This is a genomic window from Pseudomonas sp. GW101-3H06 (genome assembly GCF_059424605.1).
The window spans coordinates 5,115,283-5,133,466 of sequence record NZ_JBWKZO010000001.1 but is presented as its reverse complement, the minus strand read 5'-3'; the positions used below and the strand labels follow the sequence as shown (position 1 = coordinate 5,133,466).

Sequence of the window (18,184 nt, the reverse complement as noted above, 5' to 3'; positions counted from 1 at the left end):
TGGGGTTCATTAGGAGTTTCACGATGGAAATGCTGAAGTTTGGTAAATTTGCTGCGCTGGCTCTGGCCATGGCTGTAGCTGTAGGTTGCTCGTCCAAAGGCGGCGACAATGCCGGTGAAGGCGCGGTAGATCCAAACGCTGGTTACGGCGCAAACACTGGTGCAGTTGACGGCTCCCTGAGCGAAGAAGCTGCTCTGCGCGCAATCACCACTTTCTACTTCGAATACGACAGCTCGGACCTGAAGCCAGAAGCCATGCGCGCTCTGGACGTTCACGCCAAAGACCTGAAAGCAAACGGCGCTCGCGTTGTTCTGGAAGGCAACACCGACGAACGTGGTACTCGTGAGTACAACATGGCACTGGGCGAGCGTCGTGCGAAAGCCGTTCAACGCTACCTGGTACTGCAAGGTGTTTCCCCAGCTCAGCTGGAACTGGTTTCCTACGGCGAAGAGCGTCCAGTTGCTACCGGCAACGACGAGCAGTCCTGGGCTCAAAACCGTCGCGTCGAACTGCGTAAGTAATTCGTCATGCGAACGTGCCGTCGTGCTGTAACTGTTCTGGCTCTCAGTCTCGCACCGCTTGCGGTGTGGGCTGAGGTTCCTGTGGTCGATAATGACTCCGGCTATAACAATAGCGGTAGCAGTTATCCGCCTGCGGGTTACGGTACGAACGGCGCCTATGCCGGGGGAGGGGTTTCGGCCCCTGTCTCGGCACAGGGCCAGCTGTTCAACCAACTGCAACAAATGCAGGATCAGATCTCGCGCCAACAGGGTGTGATCGAAGAACTGCAAAATGATGTAGCGCGCATGAAGCAAGAGAGCCTGGAGCGATATCAGGATCTTGATCGGCGCATAGGATCCGGCGTTGCACCAGCCGCGACTCCCGATAATTCTTCCACCGGTGGCGGTTTGAATGCCCCCGGTGCAGCAGCAGGCGCAGCCACCGGTGCGGGAGCGGCAGCCGCTCAAGCACCCGCCGCGGGCAGCGAGCCGGCAGACCCGGCGAAGGAAAAGCTCTACTACGACGCAGCCTTCGACCTGATCAAGGCCAAGGATTTCGACAAGGCCAGCCAGGCTTTCGCCGCATTCCTGCGTAAATACCCGAATAGCCAATACGCGGGCAATGCCCAGTACTGGTTGGGTGAAGTGAACCTGGCCAAAGGTGATCTGCAAGGTGCAGGTCAGGCGTTTGCCAAGGTTTCACAGCTTTACCCGAAGCACGCCAAAGTGCCTGATTCGCTGTACAAGCTCGCTGATGTAGAGCGCCGCCTCGGTCATACCGACCGGGTCAAAGGCATTCTGCAGCAGGTGGTTTCCCAATATCCGGGTACTTCCGCCGCTCAGTTGGCACAGCGTGATCTGCAAAAAATGTAAGGGCTGCTTGACCTGTTTCGAAGAAACCCGCGCTTGTCGCGGGTTTTTTGTTAGAATTCATCCCCTTTTTCTGAAACACGCTTTTTGGGATCTGCGCATTGCCGGGGTTCCTTGAAGTGCCTGACGGAGGCGGACAGCCTGTTTAGCTGTTACGCCCGTGGCGACTATGCAAGACACATTGAGAATCACCGAAGTTTTCTACTCGTTGCAGGGTGAAACTCGGACTGCCGGCCTGCCCACGGTTTTTGTGCGCCTGACCGGTTGCCCGTTGCGTTGCCAATACTGCGACAGCGCCTACGCGTTCACCGGCGGAACCATTCGCACGCTCGACGATATTCTTGAGCAAGTGGCAGGGTTCCGTCCGCGTTACGTGTGTGTCACGGGCGGCGAGCCCCTGGCACAACCCAATGCCATTCCATTGCTCAAGCGGTTGTGTGATGCCGGTTACGAAGTGTCACTGGAAACCAGTGGTTCTATCGATATCTCGGCGGTGGATCCTCGGGTCAGTCGTGTCGTCGACCTAAAGACTCCGGGTTCGAAGGAGGCACATCGCAATCGTTACGAAAACATTGAACTGCTCACGCCCAACGATCAGGTGAAATTTGTCATCTGCTCGCGAGAGGATTATGACTGGTCCGTTTCCAAGTTGATCCAGTATGGTCTGGACCAGCGCGCCGGCGAAGTCCTGTTCTCGCCAAGCCATCACGACCTCAATGCTCGGGATCTGGCTGACTGGGTGGTGGCGGACAATCTGCCAGTGCGCCTGCAATTGCAGCTGCATAAATATCTTTGGAATGACGAGCCGGGGCGCTGATATGACGGAACAACTGAACACTGTGGAAAAACGTGCGGTCATCCTCCTGTCCGGTGGCCTGGATTCGGCAACCGTCGTGGCCATGGCTCGCGCTGAAGGCTACAGCTGCTACACCATGAGTTTCGACTACGGTCAGCGTTCCCACGCTGAACTGTATGCCGCCGAGCGCGTTGCCCGTGACTTGGGTGTGGTCGAGCACAAGGTGATCGGTCTGAACCTCAATGGCATCGGCGGCTCGGCGCTGACCGACAGCAGTATTGACGTGCCGGAAGTCGCGGGGGAAGGCATCCCGGTGACTTATGTGCCGGCACGCAACACGGTGTTCCTGTCGCTGGCGTTGGGTTGGGCCGAAGTGCTGGGTGCGCGTGACATCTTTATCGGTGTGAACGCTGTCGACTACTCCGGTTACCCTGACTGCCGTCCAGAGTTCGTCGAGGCGTTCGAGCGCATGGCTAATCTGGCAACCAAGGCCGGTGTTGAAGGGCAGGGCTTCCGTATTCAGGCACCCCTGCAAAACCTGAGCAAGGCGCAGATTGTCCAGGCAGGTGTGAAGCTCGGCGTGGATTACGGCCTGACCGTTTCCTGCTATCAGGCCGATGACGATGGTCGTGCCTGCGGCAAGTGCGACAGCTGCCGCCTGCGTGCGGAAGGCTTTGCGGCGGCCGGAATCAGCGATCCAACACCTTATTTTTGATTTATTTCAAAATAGGTGTTGAATAGTCCTTAAAAATCAGTATTATACGCGCCACCACACAGCGGGTCGTTAGCTCAGTTGGTAGAGCAGTTGGCTTTTAACCAATTGGTCGTAGGTTCGAATCCCACACGACCCACCATTTTCAAGCTGTTTTAAAAGTCTGGAAGGCCCACGAAAGTGAGGATTTCCGGATTTTTTTTTGCCCGCGATTTAAGTCCGCCCGATTCCCGGGCCGTACTGCATGACACAGATCAGAATCATCTTTTGCATCCGCGGGATATTCTGTAGCCTTGCGCAGCTTCAACGCTATCCGTGCCTGATCAATACCCACTTTCCCGGCGGTACCCTGTTGGGTCCGGAGCCGGGTGTATACTCGACTTTCGCGCGAATGCGCCTGCAGGTCTTGCGAACATGACGCAGATTTCCGAACGCCTTCTGGTTCAAGCCCACCTCGACGCCAAGCAGCCCAAGCCGCTGACAGCCGATGAGGAAGCTTATTACCGTTCTGCCATCGCTGCCGAGCTCAAGGCTCAGGATGCAGTGCTGGTTGCCCACTTCTATTGCGATCCGATCATTCAGGCCCTGGCCGAAGAAACCGGTGGCTGCGTCTCCGACTCGCTGGAGATGGCCCGCTTCGGTAATGCTCATCCGGCCAAGACCGTGGTGGTCGCCGGGGTCAAATTCATGGGCGAGACGGCCAAGATCCTCAACCCCGAAAAACGTATCCTGATGCCGACGCTGGAAGCCACGTGCTCGCTGGACCTGGGTTGTCCGGTCGACGAGTTTTCCGCGTTCTGCGACCAGCATCCCGAGCGTACGGTGGTGGTCTATGCCAATACATCGGCGGCGGTAAAAGCTCGGGCAGACTGGGTGGTGACGTCGAGCTGCGCACTGGAGATCGTGGAAAGCCTGATGGACAACGGCGAAACCATTATCTGGGGGCCGGACAAGCATTTGGGCACTTACATTCAGCGCCAGACCGGTGCAGACATGCTGCTGTGGGACGGGGCTTGCATCGTTCACGAAGAGTTCAAGTCCAAGCAGCTTGAGGGCATGAAGGCACTGTATCCCGATGCGGCGATCCTGGTGCATCCGGAGTCGCCCACCTCGGTGATCGAACTGGCAGACGCTGTGGGTTCCACCAGTCAGTTGATCGCGGCGGCACAGACCTTGCCGAACAAAACCCTGATCGTCGCCACCGACCGCGGCATCTTCTACAAGATGCAGCAGTTGTGCCCGGACAAGGTGTTTATCGAAGCGCCAACCGCCGGCAACGGGGCCGCATGCCGCAGTTGCGCACACTGCCCGTGGATGGCGATGAACACCCTTGAGCGCACGCTGAAGAGCTTGAAAGAGGGGACTAACGAGATCTTTGTCGATCCTGCGTTGATTCCCCAGGCCATTCGGCCGCTCAAGCGCATGTTGGATTTCACCCAGGCTGCGCGGATGAAATTGGCGGGGAACGCTTAATAGCCGTCAAATCGTTAAAAGTGTGGGAGCGAGCCTGCTCGCGAAGAATGAGTGTCAGTCAACATTAATGTTGCTGATGCACCGCCTTCGCGAGCAGGCTCGCTCCCACATTGGTATGGGCTTTACGGAATTACTTGGTCTTTTTCGGAATCTGCACAAGCTCGGTATTGGAATACATGTCGTGCCAGCTGCGTTTCTGCTTGTCGAACAGCGACCAGATGAATCCCAGGCCCACGCACAGCAGCGAAGCGATCGACACCACGAAGCGCAGCAGCGCTTGCCACAGGCTGATGGAGGAGCCATCGGCATTCTGTACGCGAATGCACCAGACCTGCATGCCCAGGGTCTGGCCTGAGTGGGTCCAGAACTTGGCGAAGAAGCCAAACAGAACGAACAACAGTAGGGTCGAGAGCAGCGGGTCGCCGTCGAGCGCTCCAGCCTCTGTGAGCACGCGCATTTTTTCTTCACCGATGATCGCCATCTGAATCATCTTGTAGGCGCCGCTGGTCACGATCAGCAGGGCAGTGCACAGCAGGAAGTCATAGAACATCGCCGCCAGACGACGACCCAGGCCAGCGGCAGGAAATTCGCCCTGGGGTTTCAGCAAGTGTTTCGACATGACGGCACTCAAAGGGAAAAAAGAAGCCATTTTACGGATTTACGCGCACAAAAAAGCCCCTGATGTCAGCATCAGGGGCTTTTTCGTAACAGAAGATTAGCCTTCTGCTTGTACTTCGTCAGCCTGCATGCCTTTCTGGCCTTGCACAGCGATGAAGGTCACTTTCTGGCCTTCTTTCAGGCTCTTGAAACCGTTGCCCTGAATAGCGCGGAAATGCACGAACAGATCCGGACCGCTTTCTGGAGTGATAAAACCAAAACCTTTCTCGTCGTTAAACCACTTGACGGTACCGCTCTGACGTTGGGACATTTCTTATTTCCTTTGACGCTAAAATTAATGACAGTCTCTTTCTCATGAAAGAGTACTGGGGCTGGTTGCAGGAGAGTAAGAAGACGTCGAACGGGATGTAGCAAACTTGTTGGCTACTGCCCAGGTCACGATTCCAAGCGACCCATGCAAACACAGTGAACAAACTCTACGCCAACTACGGGAGAAAAAACAAGCCCCTGCGAAGCCCGCATTTCCTCGGGTTGCTAGCAGTTTTTCGGGCCATTAGTGGCAGCTTATTCGATACGGCTGTTCAATTGTTTTCGAACGTTATAAGCAAAGTTCATAATCGAAGCTTAGAGCCAAACGATGCACTCTTTTATGGCGGTTGCGTTACACATTAGTGCACTGTTAACGCAACCGCGTTACTTATAGGAACAATCAATCAGCCGCGATAGTAGCGTTGTGGAACAAATGGCATTTTGCTTACAAGCAAAGGCACCTTTTTCCCACGAACAATCGCCCATACTGGAGTATCGAGAGCGATATAAGCGCTGTCGACGTAACCCATCGCCAAAGGACCGCCCAGGGTCGGCCCGAAACCGCCGCTGCAGACGCTACCGATGATTTCGCCCGCTTCGTTGACGATCTCTGCACCTTCACGCACCGGAGTACGTTCCTGAGGCAGCAGGCCGATACGCTTGCGGCTGACACCGCCCTGTTGCTGGGCGAATACGTTTTCAGCGCCAGGGAAACCGCCGGCACGCGCACCCTCGGCACGACGAGGCTTGGAAATGGCCCACAACAGGCTGGCTTCGATCGGGGTGGTGTCGGTGTTCATGTCGTGGCCGTACAGGCACAGGCCGGCTTCCAGGCGCAGCGAGTCGCGCGCGCCAAGGCCGATGGCTTCGACTTCCGGTTCCGCCAACAGGGCGCGGGCGAGTGCTTCGGCGCTGGCGGCCGGCACGGAGATTTCGAAACCGTCCTCTCCGGTGTAGCCAGAGCGGCTGACAAAGCAGTCAACGCCCAGCAATTGCACACGGGCGAACTGCATGAACGTCATTTTCGCCACTTCCGGAGCCAGGCGCGCCAGCACGGTGACCGCCGCCGGACCTTGCAGGGCCAGCAGGGCGCGCTCTTCAAACAACGGTTCGATACGGCATTGTTCGCCAATGTGTTTGCGCAGGTGCGCCAGGTCCTGGTCCTTACAGGCCGCGTTGACCACCAGGAACAATTCGTCGTTACCCAGGTTGGCGACCATCAGGTCATCGAGGATTCCACCGGTCTCGTTGGTGAACATCGCATAGCGCTGCATGCCCACCGGCAGGTCGATGATGTCCACCGGCACCAGGGTTTCCAGGGCCTTGGCGGCATTGGCGCCGGTCAGACGGATCTGGCCCATGTGCGAAACATCGAACAGGCCAGCCTGATCGCGGGTGTGCTGGTGTTCTTTCATCACGCCCAACGGGTATTGCACGGGCATGTCATAGCCGGCGAATGGCACCATGCGCGCGCCTAGCTCGATGTGCAGTGCGTGCAACGGGGTTTTCAACAGTTGTTCGGTGGACATATTCAGCTCCTGAAAAAGTGTGCAGTGTGCGTAAGCCCATCAGCACTCGATAATGTTGACCGCCAAACCGCCTCGGGCGGTTTCCTTGTATTTGCTTTTCATGTCGGCGCCGGTCTGGCGCATGGTGCGGATGACCTTGTCGAGGGAGACGAAGTGCTGTCCGTCACCACGCATGGCCATGCGCACCGCATTGATGGCCTTGACCGAACCCATGGCGTTGCGCTCGATGCAAGGCACTTGCACCAGTCCGCCAATCGGGTCGCAGGTCAGGCCCAGGTTGTGTTCCATGCCGATTTCCGCGGCGTTTTCCACTTGTTGCACCGTGCCGCCGAGGACTTCGCACAAGGCCCCGGCCGCCATGGAGCACGCCACGCCGACCTCACCCTGGCAGCCGACTTCGGCGCCGGAAATCGAGGCGTTTTCCTTGTACAGAATGCCAATGGCCGCGGCGGTCAGCAGAAAGCGCACCACCCCGTCTTCGTTCGCCGAGGGAATGAAACGCATGTAGTAATGCAGCACCGCCGGAATGATCCCGGCCGCACCGTTGGTGGGCGCCGTGACGACGCGCCCGCCATTGGCGTTTTCTTCGTTGACGGCCAATGCGTAGAGGTTGACCCAGTCCAGCACCGACAGCGGATCGCGCAGGGATGATTCGGGGTTCTTGCACAGTTGCCGATACAGTGCAGCCGCCCGACGCTTGACCTTCAAGCCGCCGGGCAAAATGCCCTCGTTACGGCAACCAGCGGCAACGCAGTCCTGCATCACTTGCCAGATCCTCAACAGACCGGCGCGGGTTTCCGCTTCGGGGCGCCAGGCACTTTCGTTGGTCAGCATCACCTGGCTGATGGACAGCCCGTAGGTGGCGCAGTGACCGAGCAGTTCCTTGGCGTTTTTGAAGGGAAAGGTCAGCGGGGTTGAGTCTTCGACGATGCGATCGGCACCGGCAGCGTCTTCATCGACGACAAAACCGCCGCCGACCGAGTAGTACTCGCGGCTGCGGATTTGCAGGCCCGCCGCGTCGAATGCGCGAAAGATCATACCGTTGGGATGGTAGGCCAACGGTTTGCGGATCATCGCCAGGTGTTCTTTCTCGTTGAACGCAATGCTGTGTTCGCCGAGCAGGTTCAAGCGTCCGCTGCCACGGATGTCATGCAGGCGAGCGGCGACGGTTTCGGTGTCCACGGTATCCGGGTGTTCACCTTCCAGGCCCAGCAGCACAGCCTTGTCACTGCCGTGGCCCTTTCCGGTGGCACCGAGTGAACCATAGAGCTCGACCTTGACGCAGGTGGTCGCGGTCAGCAGGTTTTCTCGGCGCAGGCCTTCGGCGAAACGCGCGGCTGCGCGCATCGGGCCGACGGTGTGGGAACTGGAGGGGCCGATGCCAATCTTGAACAGGTCGAACACGCTTAACGACATGGTTGTTCTCCGGTTTCTTGTTATAGGAATTGGCGTGGATCTTGTGGCGAAACGGAAACCTGTGGGAGCGGGTTTGCTCGCTCCCACAAGGGATATGCGGTTTTCTTGAAAGGGGCGAGCGAACCCGCCCCTCATTGCCTTAAGCGTAGCTTTCGATCGACGGGCAGGCGCAGACCAGGTTGCGATCGCCGAACACGTTGTCGACGCGACCGACCGGCGGCCAGTATTTGCCTTCGATGAGCGAGGCGACCGGGTACACCGCTTGCTCGCGGCTGTACGGATGCGACCACTCGCCGACCAGCTCCGCCGCGGTGTGCGGGGCGTTTTTCAGCGGGTTGTCGTCCTTGTCCAGCGTGCCGTTTTCCACCGCGCGGATTTCCTCACGGATGCGGATCATGGCGTCGCAGAAGCGGTCCAGTTCTTCCTTGGATTCGCTTTCGGTCGGCTCGATCATCAGCGTGCCGGCCACCGGGAACGACATGGTAGGAGCGTGGAAGCCGAAGTCGATCAGGCGCTTGGCCACGTCATCGACGCTGATGCCGCTGCTGTCCTTGAGCGGGCGCAGGTCGAGGATGCACTCGTGCGCCACCAGGCCGTTGCTGCCGGTATAGAGCACAGGGTAATGCTCTTCGAGGCGACGGGAGATGTAGTTGGCGTTGAGAATGGCCAGCTGCGAAGCGCGCTTCAGACCCGCGCCGCCCATCATGCGGATGTACATCCAGGTGATCGGCAGAATGCTCGCGCTACCGAATGGCGCGGCGCATACCGCGCCTTCCTTGCGTGCCATTTGCGCGTGGCCCGGCAGGAACGGCGTCAGGTGCGATTTCACACCAATCGGGCCAACGCCCGGGCCGCCACCGCCGTGAGGGATGCAGAAGGTCTTGTGCAGGTTCAGGTGCGACACGTCGCCACCGAACTTGCCCGGGGCGCAGAGGCCGACCATGGCGTTCATGTTGGCGCCGTCGATGTACACCTGGCCGCCGTTGTCATGAATGATGCCGCAGATTTCGCGGATGCCTTCTTCGAACACGCCGTGGGTCGACGGGTAGGTGATCATCAGCGCGGCGAGGTGTTCGCGGTGCTCGATGGCCTTGGCGCGCAAGTCTCCGATGTCGACGTTGCCACGGGCATCGCACGCGGTGACCACTACGCGCATGCCGGCCATCTGGGCGGTGGCAGGGTTGGTGCCGTGGGCCGACGACGGAATCAGGCAGATGTCGCGGCGGTCTTCGCCACGGCTCTGGTGATAGGCGCGGATCGCCAGCAGACCGGCGTACTCACCTTGCGAGCCGGCGTTCGGTTGCAGCGAGATCGAGTCGTAACCGGTAGCAGCGCAGAGCATCGCTTCCAGCTCGTCGGTCAATTGCTGGTAGCCGGCGCTCTGCTCGGCAGGGGCGAAGGGGTGCAGGGCGCCGAACTCGGCCCAGGTCACCGGGATCATTTCGCTGGCGGCGTTGAGTTTCATGGTGCACGAACCCAGCGGGATCATGGTGCGGTCCAGCGCCAGGTCCTTGTCCGCCAGTTTGCGCAGGTAGCGCATCAGCTCGGTTTCCGAGTGATAACGGTTGAACACCGGGTGGCTGAGGATCGGCGACTGGCGCACCAGTGCGGCCGGGATGGTGCTTTGTACCGAGGCAGCGAGGGCGGCGAAGTCCGGCAGGGATTTGCCTTCGGCCAGCAGCGCCCACAGGGTTTCGACATCTGCCTGGGTGCTGGTTTCGTCGAGGGACAGGCCCAGACGCTCGGCATCCACCACGCGCAGGTTGATCTGCTGCGCGCGAGCCTTGTCGTGCAGCGCAGCCGTTTGTGCGCCGGTTTTAATGGTCAGCGTGTCGAAGAAGTTTTCCTGCTCGACGCTCAGGCCCAGTGCGCTCAGGCCCTTGGCCAGAATCGCGGTGAGGTGATGCACACGGTTGGCGATCTGCGTCAGGCCTTTCGGACCGTGGTACACGGCGTACATGCTGGCGATGTTGGCCAGCAGCACTTGCGCGGTGCAGATGTTGCTGGTGGCCTTCTCGCGGCGGATGTGCTGTTCGCGGGTTTGCATCGCCAGGCGCAGCGCCGGCTTGCCAAAACGGTCCACGGACACACCGACCAGACGGCCCGGCATGTCGCGCTTGAACGCATCCTTGGTGGAGAAGTAGGCCGCGTGCGGGCCACCAAAGCCCAGCGGCACGCCGAAGCGTTGCGCGCTACCGATGGCCACGTCGGCGCCGAACTCGCCCGGCGGGGTCAGCACGGTCAGGGCCAGCAGGTCGGCGGCGACGGCAACCAGCGCGTTGGCGGCGTGGAAGCGTTCAGTCAGTTCACGGTAGTCGAAGACGTCACCGTTGCTTGCCGGGTATTGCAGCAGGGCGCCGAAGAATGCGCTGACGTCAGTCAGTTCACGCTCATCGCCGACTACGACGTCGATACCCAGAGGCTCGGCACGGGTGCGCAATACGTCGAGGGTTTGCGGGTGGCAATGTACGGAGGCGAAGAACGCGTGGCTGCCCTTGTTCTTGCTCAGGCGCTTGCAGAAGGTCATGGCTTCGGCAGCGGCGGTGGCTTCGTCGAGCAGAGATGCGTTGGCGATCGGCAGGCCGGTGAGGTCGCTGATCAGGGTCTGGAAGTTCAGCAGTGCTTCAAGACGGCCTTGGGAAATTTCCGGCTGGTAAGGGGTGTAGGCCGTGTACCAGGCCGGGTTTTCCAGCAAGTTGCGCAGGATCGGCGACGGTGTGTGGGTGCCGTAGTAGCCCTGGCCGATGAAGGTTTTGAACAGCTGGTTCTTGCTGGCGATGGACTTGATCAATGCCAGGGCATCGGCTTCGCTCAGGCCGTCTTCGAGGCCGAGGACGCTGGTGCCCTTGATGCTGTCCGGGATGACGCTGGCGCTCAGGGCTTCCAGGGAGTCGAAACCGAGGCTGTTGAGCATCGCCTGTTCGTCGCCGGCGCGCGGGCCGATGTGGCGGGCGATGAATTCGTTGGCGGTACTGATGTTTACAACGGCAGGATTCACTTGGGTCATGTCAACGTTCCTCAGGCTTCGGCTTGGGCTTTGATCAGACGGTCGTAGGCGTCCTGATCCAGCAGTTTGGCGACAGCCGAAGCGTCAGCAGGTTTGAAACGGAAGAACCAGCCTTCACCCAGCGGGTCTTCGTTGACCAGTTCCGGGCTGCTGTCCAGCGCCGGGTTCACTTCCAGCACTTCTCCGTCCAGTGGCATGTACACGCCGCTGGCCGCTTTTACCGATTCCACGGTGGCCGCTTCAGCGCCTTTTTCGTAGGACTGCAGCTCAGGCAGTTGTACGAAAACCACGTCGCCCAGTGCGTTCTGTGCGAAAGCGGTGATGCCGACAGTGACAGTGCCGTCAGCTTCGGTGCGCAGCCATTCGTGATCTTCAGTAAAACGCAATTCGCTCATGGAAAACTCCTAAGGGGCCAGACTCGTCTGGTGGACGCGATTGAATGCTTGGGCAATTGCCCTGATTTATGAGTGGTAATTAAGCAAAAAAGCGGCCAATGTTTTTTTATTGTTTTAAATCAATGGCTTATGTGATTTTTTGAGAGATGGTCATTTGCTGTCTGTAGCGAAATCGCTACAGGCATGGCTCAAGAAAAAAGCTGAAGTGGATCAAAGCCTTGCGGGGCAGTGGTTGGAGAGGGGTGTAGCGATATCGTTCCGCTGTAGCGCTTTCAGTACAGGTGGAGGTCGTTTTCAGAGTGAAATTTACGGGTCGAACTCAAAACCTGTGGGAGCCAGCCTGCTGGCGATAGGGTCATCACATTCAACAGCTTTGTTGTCTGTGAGACTGCTATCGCCAGCAGGCTGGCTCCCACAGTAGATTTTTGTTGGCAGGGAGAGGTGTTTCAACTGTAAGGATTACGGCTTGTTGGGAATGCCGTACTTGCGCAACCGATGGGCGATTGCGGTGTGTGAGGTTTGCAGGCGATTGGCCAGTTGACGGGTCGAGGGGTAGCTGACGTAGAGTTTTTCCAACAGGGTTTTCTCGAACTCGTCCATCGCCTGTTCCAGGCTGTCGACGTCGTGGTCGCTCTGGCGCGCTACCGAGGTGCCGGCAATGTCGAGGTCGCCGATGTCCACCAGGCTGCTTTCGCAAATGGCCGCGGCGCGGAAAATAACGTTTTGCAGCTGACGCACGTTGCCCGGCCAGCGGTTGCCCAGCAGGGCCGGATAAGTGCCCGGCGCCAGGCGACAGACCGGGCGCTGGATCTGCGCGCAGGCTTGCTGCATGAAGTAGCGAGCCAGCAGCAGAATGTCCTGGCCGCGTTCGCGCAGCGGCGGGACTTCAACGTTGAGGACATTGAGGCGGTAGAACAGGTCTTCGCGGAACTGCCCTTCGCTGACCATTTTTTCCAGGTTACGGTGGGTCGCGCTGAGGATGCGTACATTGACCTTCACTTCGCGATCGCCGCCCACTCGCCGGAAACTGCCATCGTTGAGGAAACGCAGCAACTTGGCCTGCAAGTACGGTGACATTTCGCCGATTTCATCGAGGAATACCGTGCCCTGGTTGGCCAGTTCCATCAGTCCAGGCTTACCCCCTCGTTGTGCACCGGTGAAGGCGCCGGGGGCGTAGCCGAACAGTTCGCTTTCGGCGAGGTTCTCCGGCAATGCCGCACAGTTCAACGCCAGAAACGGTGCGTTGTGCCGGGCACTGATGGCGTGACAGGCGCGGGCTACCAGTTCCTTGCCGGTGCCGGTTTCACCCTGGATCAACAGCGGTGCGTCAAGGGCCGCCACCCGTTTCGCGCGAACCTTGAGCGTGCGGATCACAGGCGATTCGCCCAACAGCGCGTCAAAACCTTCGGCATGATCATGGTGTAATGCCGACAGGCGTTCGCCGATGCGGTTTGGTTGATACAGGGTCAGCAGGGCGCCGGCGTCGGTGATCGGTGTGGCGTCGAGCAACAACGTCTGGCCATTGACGGTGATTTCCCGCAGTGGCAGGCGAAAGCCGTGTTCGAGCAGGGTGTCGAGCAGCGCCGGGTCGGCGAACAGATCGGCAACGCTTTCACCGGCCGGTTCGCGGCCATACAGGGCAATCAGCGCGGGATTGCCCAGCAGCACCTTGCCGGCACTGTCTAAAGCCAGCACCGGATCGGTCATGGCTGCGAGCAGTGCATCGAGCTGCAAGTGCCGGCGCTGGCCCGGCAGGATATCGACCACCGTCATCGCCTGCACGCCACGCACGCTGAGCAACGCATCACGCAGTTCTTCAAGGACGTCCGGGCTCAGGGTCGGCGCGTCGATATAGACGTTGGGCGGAATCATTTCCACCGCATCCAGATTGAGATTGCGCCCACCGAGCAAGGCCAGGACTTCCTGGGTAATACCGACGCGGTCGATGAAACTGACGTGGATACGCATGGGGCGGTTTCAGGTTCTGGAGTGCGGAGGGTGGCAAGTATGCCTTGGGGCGGGCGATTGGTGAAATCCCTGTGGGAGCGAGCAGGCTCGCTCCCACAAAGGATAATCTGGTCACATTGATCAATTTGAGGGACCGCCATGAAGTTGTTGCTTGCGTTTCAACCACCCTACGACTGGCCAGCCATGCTTGGCTTCTTGTCGGCGCGGGCGATTGCCGGAATGGAAGAGGTGGTCGATGGCATTTATTCGCGCAGCATCGGTTTGAAGGGGCTTCACGGCACCCTGTCGATCAAGCCGGCGACAGCGGATTCCCTGGAGTTGGCCCTGGATTTTCCCGACCCGAAAGCCGTGCCGGAAATCGTCGCGCGAGTGCGGCGGATGTTCGACCTGGATACTGACCTGACCACGATCCATCGACACCTGGCGGTTGATCCGCTATTGGCGCGGTTGATTGCCGAGCGCCCGGGGCTGCGTGTACCCGGAACATGGGACGGGCTGGAGCTGGCGATTCGCGCGGTGTTGGGGCAGCAGATTACGGTGGGTGCCGCGATCAAACTGGCGGGGAAACTGGTGGCGCGATATGGCGCGCCATTGCCTTTACCATCTAACGGCGTGAGCCATGTGTTTCCCGAGGCGGCGGTGTTGGCGGCGGCGGACCTGGCGACACTGGGCATGCCGAAAAGCCGTGGCCGAACCTTGTCGGGCGTGGCTCAGGCATTGCTGGATGATCCGTTGTTGTTCGAGCCTGGTCGGCAGGGGGGCGTGACGCGGTTGCTGGCGTTGTATGGCATTGGTGACTGGACGGCGCAGTACATCGCTTTGCGGCAGTTGCGCGAGATGGATGGGTTTCCAACGGGGGATGTAGGGTTGATCAATGCCTTGGCGGCGCTCGAGGGGGAGGCGGTGACGGCGCGGCAGCTATTGATGCGGGCTGAGGGGTGGAGGCCGTTTCGGGGGTATGCGGCGCAGTTGCTTTGGACTTCGTTGAGTCGTTCTGACTGAATTGATCCGGCTTTTGTGTTGGCTGTTCTGGCGCCTTCGCGAGCAGGCTCGCTCCCACAGTTGACCGAGTTCCCCAGGAGGACCGGTAGCCGATGTGTGGAGCGAGCCTGCTCGCGAAAGCAATCGGACAGTCACTACCACTGCGCGCGATGGGAACCCAATTCAGAGGCTGCAATCGCCCATTGCAATGGCGTACCGGTGATCTTCAGCGGCACATGTAACCGATGCGCCGGTCCCCAGGGTGTCTGCTCGACCAACATTCCCTGGTCGCTTTCATCCTCTGTCCGCAAGGGTCCTTCGATCCCGCGCCCATTCTCGATCAACAACTTTGCCGTGCGTGCCAACGACAATCGCGCCGATCCACTGCGCCCACTGCGCAAGCGCTCGGCCAATAACTGGATCACGCTGGCCGCCATCAGATACCCGGTGGCGTGATCGAGGGCTTGCAACGGCAAAGGCGTCGGCTTATCCGTCTGCTTCCAATGCATGCCGGCCTCGGCAATGCCGCTGCTCATCTGTACCAGGCTGTCGAAGCCGCGACGGTTCAGCCACGGGCCGCTCCAGCCGTAGGCATTGAGGCTGGCGTCGATCAGGCCGGGAGCCAGTTTCTGCCGCTCAGTGGCACCGTAACCCAAGCGCTCCAGGGCATCGGCGCGGTAGCCGTGCAGCACGATATCGGCGTCCTTGAGCAGGCTTTCGAATACGCGGCGATCGGCGTTGTCATGCAAGTCCAGGCGTGCGCAGCGCTTGCCCAAGGTCATTTCCGGCACCACGCCCGGTTCGTTCCAGGTCGGTGGGTCGATGCGCAAGACGTCGGCGCCAAGGCCCGCGAGAAAACGGCTGGCGACGGGGCCGGCGAGTACGCGGGTCAGATCCAGCACCTTGATCCCGGCCAGCGGTTGCGCCACCGAACCCTGCCACGGTGTGCCGTTGTGACTGCTGTGATGGCCGAACTGAATCAGCGCTTCGGCGTTCACGGCCTGACCTTGTGGATGGGCCTGCCACTGTGCCCAGCTGCGCATTTCGGCGGCACAGCCTCCGGCATCGACCACGGCCTGCTCCAGATCGCGCTTGGCCCATTGCGCCACCTTGCTCGCCATCGCCGCACGGTCGGCACAGGCGCCAAGCACCGATTCGGCCGCGGCGCGGTGATGGGGGGCATTGGTGTGCAGGCGAATCCAGCCATCTTTGGCGGCATAGTCACCGGCGATCGGGTCCCACAACGGTGGGACGCTCCAGCCTACAGGCCGGATCGAACTGGAGAACCAGAACGAGGCCAGGCGCCGATCGACTTCCAGGCCGGGTAAGCGTCCGGTTTGTTGCTGCAACAACTCGCTGATTGCCTGGCCCGCGGCGGCGATGCTGGCGCAGGCCAGGTCCGTGACGGCGAACGCCGAGGGCAGGGCGCCCGTAGAGGTGAAAGGGATTGGCGTGTGCGGCAAGCCGAGTGCGGCTTGAATGGACGTGAGTAAATCAGTCATCGAAGGCCCTCCGGAGCGAGAGCCCGAGCATAGATCAAAACGCCGATGAAGCTGATGAAAAACCTGTGGGAGCGAGCCTGCTCGCGAAAGCGGTCTGTCAGTCAACATTCATGTTGACGGTCAATTCGTCTTCGCGAGCAGGCGCGCTCCCACAGGGGGTGTGCGATGGGATCATTACACCCGGAACTGATCCATCAGTTTCATCTGGTGGGTGGTCAGGTTGTTGAGCTGGCTGCTGATCTGCGCCGATTCGGTGGCTTGTCCGGTCAGGGTTTCGGTCACGGTGCGGATCGCCGAGACGTTGCGGTTGACCTCTTCGGCCACGGCGCTCTGTTGTTCGGCGGCGCTGGCGATTTGCAGGTTCATGTCGCTGATCACGGTGACCGCGTCGCTGATCTTGCTCAAGGCCTGGACCGCTTGCTGGATCTGGCCGGCGTTGCTGTGGGCCTGAGTCTGGCTCGAATGCATGGTGGCGACCACGCCGCGGGTGCCGCTCTGGATGCGTTCGATCACCAGGCGAATTTCTTCCACCGAATCCTGGGTACGTTTGGCCAGGTTGCGCACTTCGTCGGCGACCACCGCAAAGCCGCGTCCGCTTTCACCGGCACGGGCGGCTTCAATCGCTGCGTTGAGTGCCAGCAGGTTGGTTTGCTCGGCGATGCTGCGGATCACTTCCAGCACCGAGCCGATTTGCTCGCTGTTGACTGCCAACGCTTCGACCTCGGTCACGGCCTTGCTGACTTCGTCGGCCAACTGATTGATGTCGCGGGTACTGCGTTCGATGATCTGCATGCCATCGCGGGCCGACTGGTCGGCGCCCTTGGCGGCACTGGCCGCGTTCGACGCACTGTTGGCGACGTCGTGGGCGGTGGCGCTCATTTCGTTGGACGCGGTGGCGACCTGGTCGATTTCGCGAAACTGTACCTGCATGCCTTCGCTGGTCTGGCGGGCGATTTCCGAAGACTGGTCAGCAGTGCCGCGAGCGTCAGTGATGCTTTGCTTGATCTGCGCGATGGTCGGTTGCAGTTTGTCGAGGAATCGGTTGAACCAGCTGACCAGTTCGCCCAGCTCATCCTTCTTGCTGTAGTGCAGGCGTTGGGTCAGGTCGCCATCGCCGCTGGCAATCGCCTTGAGCATCTCGGCCACGCTGTTGATAGGCCGGGTGACGCCCGTAGCGGTGAGCCAGATCAACAGCAAGCCGATCAGTCCGGCGATGATCGCCACGCCCACTGCCTTGATCGTGCCGCTTTGCTGGGCGTCGTCGAGCACCGTTTGCAGTTTCACCGAATCGGCCAACAGCACTTGCTTGGGCAAGTCGATCACCACCCCCCAGGCTTTGGAGTCGGCGATCGGGCTGACCGGGTAGACCGCGCGGATCAGGTCACCCTGTTCAAGAATCTTCGGGGTGCCGGCGCTGAGCAATTGCAGGACATCCTTGCCGTCCGCGCCCAGGGTGTCGCCGATGCTTTTACCGACTTTGCCGGCGTCGACGCTGTAGGCGGCGAGCACACCGCTGCCGGAGACGATCAGCATGTGACCGGCGCTGTTGAACAGGTCGCGCTGGGAATCGACAGCCGCCGCTTGCAGGGCATCGAGAGCGATGTCGACACCGACCACGCCGATGGCCTTGCCATCGACCAGCAGCGGCACGGAAATGGTGGTCATCAGCATTTCCTTGCCGGCAACAGTGTCGGCATACGGGTCGAGCAGGCAGGTGCGTTTACTGTCGCGAGGGCAGGTGTACCAGACGTTGTACGGCGTGCCGCTGAGGTTAAGCTCGGTTTTGTTCATGTCGTCTTCGACCATGATCGTGTTCAACCCGGTGCCGCCGGCACGGCTCCAGTAAGTGGCAAAACGTCCGGCTTCGTTGGATTGGCGCGCCGCGTCATTGGCGAATTCACTGTCCTTGCCGTCCAGGCCATCGGGTTCGAACGCCAGCCAGATCCCCAGTACCTTGCTGTTGCGTTCGAAGGCAGTTTTCAGGCTCTGGTTCAGGTCCTCGCGCAAGGCACCGGCTTCAAGCGAACGCTTGGCAGCCATGGCGCGCATGTCCTTGATCTGATCGGCCAGGGCGGTGACCACCAGCAGACTTTCCCCGAAGGTCTTCT

15 protein-coding genes, 1 tRNA gene and 1 pseudogene are annotated in these 18,184 nt (G+C 60.0%); 7 read left to right on the top strand and 10 right to left on the bottom strand.

The window, feature by feature from the left end:
• The first annotated feature begins 23 nt into the window (after positions 1 to 23).
• The 6 genes from pal (at position 24) to nadA (ending at position 4,351) form a co-directional block, all read left to right on the top strand.
• Entirely contained in the window at positions 24 to 521 is a 498-nt protein-coding gene (pal, locus tag AC07ZE_RS23510) for a peptidoglycan-associated lipoprotein Pal (RefSeq protein WP_003178634.1), read from the top strand.
• 6 nt (positions 522 to 527) lie between these two features.
• Positions 528 to 1,373 carry a tol-pal system protein YbgF gene (gene ybgF / locus AC07ZE_RS23505; protein ID WP_207266835.1) on the top strand — a complete coding sequence of 282 codons (846 nt, stop codon included), beginning with the start codon at positions 528 to 530 and terminating at the stop codon, positions 1,371 to 1,373.
• A gap of 166 nt (positions 1,374 to 1,539) precedes the next feature.
• Positions 1,540 to 2,187 (top strand): 7-carboxy-7-deazaguanine synthase QueE, encoded by a 648-nt coding sequence (queE, locus tag AC07ZE_RS23500; protein ID WP_095193179.1) that lies wholly within the window; start codon positions 1,540 to 1,542, stop codon positions 2,185 to 2,187.
• Position 2,188: 1 nt separating this feature from the next.
• Positions 2,189 to 2,881 carry a 7-cyano-7-deazaguanine synthase QueC gene (queC, locus tag AC07ZE_RS23495; protein ID WP_095193180.1) on the top strand — a complete coding sequence of 231 codons (693 nt, stop codon included), beginning with the start codon at positions 2,189 to 2,191 and terminating at the stop codon, positions 2,879 to 2,881.
• Between the two features lie 63 nt (positions 2,882 to 2,944).
• Positions 2,945 to 3,020: transfer RNA gene (locus AC07ZE_RS23490), tRNA-Lys, on the top strand.
• A 272-nt stretch (positions 3,021 to 3,292) separates the two neighbouring features.
• Positions 3,293 to 4,351, top strand: coding sequence for a quinolinate synthase NadA (gene nadA, locus AC07ZE_RS23485; protein ID WP_207266829.1), 1,059 nt, complete (start codon positions 3,293 to 3,295; stop codon positions 4,349 to 4,351).
• 130 nt (positions 4,352 to 4,481) lie between these two features.
• Here nadA and AC07ZE_RS23480 read toward each other — a convergent pair whose 3' ends face one another.
• The 7 genes from AC07ZE_RS23480 to gcsR all read right to left on the bottom strand — a co-directional run bounded on the left by AC07ZE_RS23480 (position 4,482) and on the right by gcsR (position 13,593).
• On the bottom strand, positions 4,482 to 4,970 hold the full coding sequence (locus AC07ZE_RS23480; protein ID WP_207266827.1) for an RDD family protein: 489 nt from the start codon (positions 4,968 to 4,970) through the stop codon (positions 4,482 to 4,484).
• A 96-nt stretch (positions 4,971 to 5,066) separates the two neighbouring features.
• A complete protein-coding gene (locus tag AC07ZE_RS23475) occupies positions 5,067 to 5,279 on the bottom strand; it encodes a cold-shock protein (RefSeq protein ID WP_007931076.1) in 213 nt (70 codons plus the stop codon).
• A gap of 403 nt (positions 5,280 to 5,682) precedes the next feature.
• Entirely contained in the window at positions 5,683 to 6,807 is a 1,125-nt protein-coding gene (gene gcvT / locus AC07ZE_RS23470; RefSeq protein ID WP_207266825.1) for a glycine cleavage system aminomethyltransferase GcvT, read from the bottom strand.
• A 39-nt stretch (positions 6,808 to 6,846) separates the two neighbouring features.
• Positions 6,847 to 8,223, bottom strand: coding sequence for an L-serine ammonia-lyase (locus tag AC07ZE_RS23465; protein WP_207266824.1), 1,377 nt, complete (start codon positions 8,221 to 8,223; stop codon positions 6,847 to 6,849).
• A 139-nt stretch (positions 8,224 to 8,362) separates the two neighbouring features.
• Positions 8,363 to 11,230, bottom strand: coding sequence for an aminomethyl-transferring glycine dehydrogenase (gene gcvP / locus AC07ZE_RS23460; protein ID WP_207266821.1), 2,868 nt, complete (start codon positions 11,228 to 11,230; stop codon positions 8,363 to 8,365).
• An 11-nt stretch (positions 11,231 to 11,241) separates the two neighbouring features.
• Positions 11,242 to 11,625, bottom strand: a complete 384-nt coding sequence (gene gcvH / locus AC07ZE_RS23455; protein ID WP_207266820.1) for a glycine cleavage system protein GcvH — start codon at positions 11,623 to 11,625, stop codon at positions 11,242 to 11,244.
• Between the two features lie 459 nt (positions 11,626 to 12,084).
• Positions 12,085 to 13,593: a transcriptional regulator GcsR gene (gene gcsR / locus AC07ZE_RS23450; RefSeq protein ID WP_207266819.1), complete on the bottom strand. Its 1,509-nt coding sequence runs from the start codon at positions 13,591 to 13,593 to the stop codon at positions 12,085 to 12,087.
• 138 nt (positions 13,594 to 13,731) lie between these two features.
• Here gcsR and AC07ZE_RS23445 point away from each other — a divergent pair, with 138 nt between their 5' ends.
• Positions 13,732 to 14,595, top strand: coding sequence for a DNA-3-methyladenine glycosylase family protein (locus AC07ZE_RS23445; protein WP_207266818.1), 864 nt, complete (start codon positions 13,732 to 13,734; stop codon positions 14,593 to 14,595).
• Between the two features lie 134 nt (positions 14,596 to 14,729).
• Here AC07ZE_RS23445 and AC07ZE_RS23440 read toward each other — a convergent pair whose 3' ends face one another.
• The 3 genes and pseudogenes from AC07ZE_RS23440 to AC07ZE_RS23430 all read right to left on the bottom strand — a co-directional run.
• Positions 14,730 to 16,076: a CoA transferase gene (locus AC07ZE_RS23440; protein WP_207266817.1), complete on the bottom strand. Its 1,347-nt coding sequence runs from the start codon at positions 16,074 to 16,076 to the stop codon at positions 14,730 to 14,732.
• A gap of 174 nt (positions 16,077 to 16,250) precedes the next feature.
• Positions 16,251 to 17,006 carry a methyl-accepting chemotaxis protein gene (locus tag AC07ZE_RS23435; RefSeq protein WP_371807299.1) on the bottom strand — a complete coding sequence of 252 codons (756 nt, stop codon included), beginning with the start codon at positions 17,004 to 17,006 and terminating at the stop codon, positions 16,251 to 16,253.
• 102 nt (positions 17,007 to 17,108) lie between these two features.
• Positions 17,109 to 18,116, bottom strand: a pseudogene (locus AC07ZE_RS23430) (methyl-accepting chemotaxis protein); the annotation flags it as partial.
• Positions 18,117 to 18,184: the final 68 nt, after the last annotated feature.

What these genes read in the sequence shown, in the direction of transcription:
- pal (WP_003178634.1), top strand. Translation starts at nt 24, where the DNA reads ATGGAAATGCTGAAGTTTGGTAAATTTGCTGCGCTGGCTCTGGCCATG.
- ybgF (WP_207266835.1), top strand. Translation starts at nt 528, where the DNA reads ATGCGAACGTGCCGTCGTGCTGTAACTGTTCTGGCTCTCAGTCTCGCA.
- queE (WP_095193179.1), top strand. Translation starts at nt 1,540, where the DNA reads ATGCAAGACACATTGAGAATCACCGAAGTTTTCTACTCGTTGCAGGGT.
- queC (WP_095193180.1), top strand. Translation starts at nt 2,189, where the DNA reads ATGACGGAACAACTGAACACTGTGGAAAAACGTGCGGTCATCCTCCTG.
- nadA (WP_207266829.1), top strand. Translation starts at nt 3,293, where the DNA reads ATGACGCAGATTTCCGAACGCCTTCTGGTTCAAGCCCACCTCGACGCC.
- AC07ZE_RS23480 (WP_207266827.1), bottom strand. Translation starts at nt 4,970, where the DNA reads ATGTCGAAACACTTGCTGAAACCCCAGGGCGAATTTCCTGCCGCTGGC.
- AC07ZE_RS23475 (WP_007931076.1), bottom strand. Translation starts at nt 5,279, where the DNA reads ATGTCCCAACGTCAGAGCGGTACCGTCAAGTGGTTTAACGACGAGAAA.
- gcvT (WP_207266825.1), bottom strand. Translation starts at nt 6,807, where the DNA reads ATGTCCACCGAACAACTGTTGAAAACCCCGTTGCACGCACTGCACATC.
- AC07ZE_RS23465 (WP_207266824.1), bottom strand. Translation starts at nt 8,223, where the DNA reads ATGTCGTTAAGCGTGTTCGACCTGTTCAAGATTGGCATCGGCCCCTCC.
- gcvP (WP_207266821.1), bottom strand. Translation starts at nt 11,230, where the DNA reads ATGACCCAAGTGAATCCTGCCGTTGTAAACATCAGTACCGCCAACGAA.
- gcvH (WP_207266820.1), bottom strand. Translation starts at nt 11,625, where the DNA reads ATGAGCGAATTGCGTTTTACTGAAGATCACGAATGGCTGCGCACCGAA.
- gcsR (WP_207266819.1), bottom strand. Translation starts at nt 13,593, where the DNA reads ATGCGTATCCACGTCAGTTTCATCGACCGCGTCGGTATTACCCAGGAA.
- AC07ZE_RS23445 (WP_207266818.1), top strand. Translation starts at nt 13,732, where the DNA reads ATGAAGTTGTTGCTTGCGTTTCAACCACCCTACGACTGGCCAGCCATG.
- AC07ZE_RS23440 (WP_207266817.1), bottom strand. Translation starts at nt 16,076, where the DNA reads ATGACTGATTTACTCACGTCCATTCAAGCCGCACTCGGCTTGCCGCAC.
- AC07ZE_RS23435 (WP_371807299.1), bottom strand. Translation starts at nt 17,006, where the DNA reads ATGCAGGTACAGTTTCGCGAAATCGACCAGGTCGCCACCGCGTCCAAC.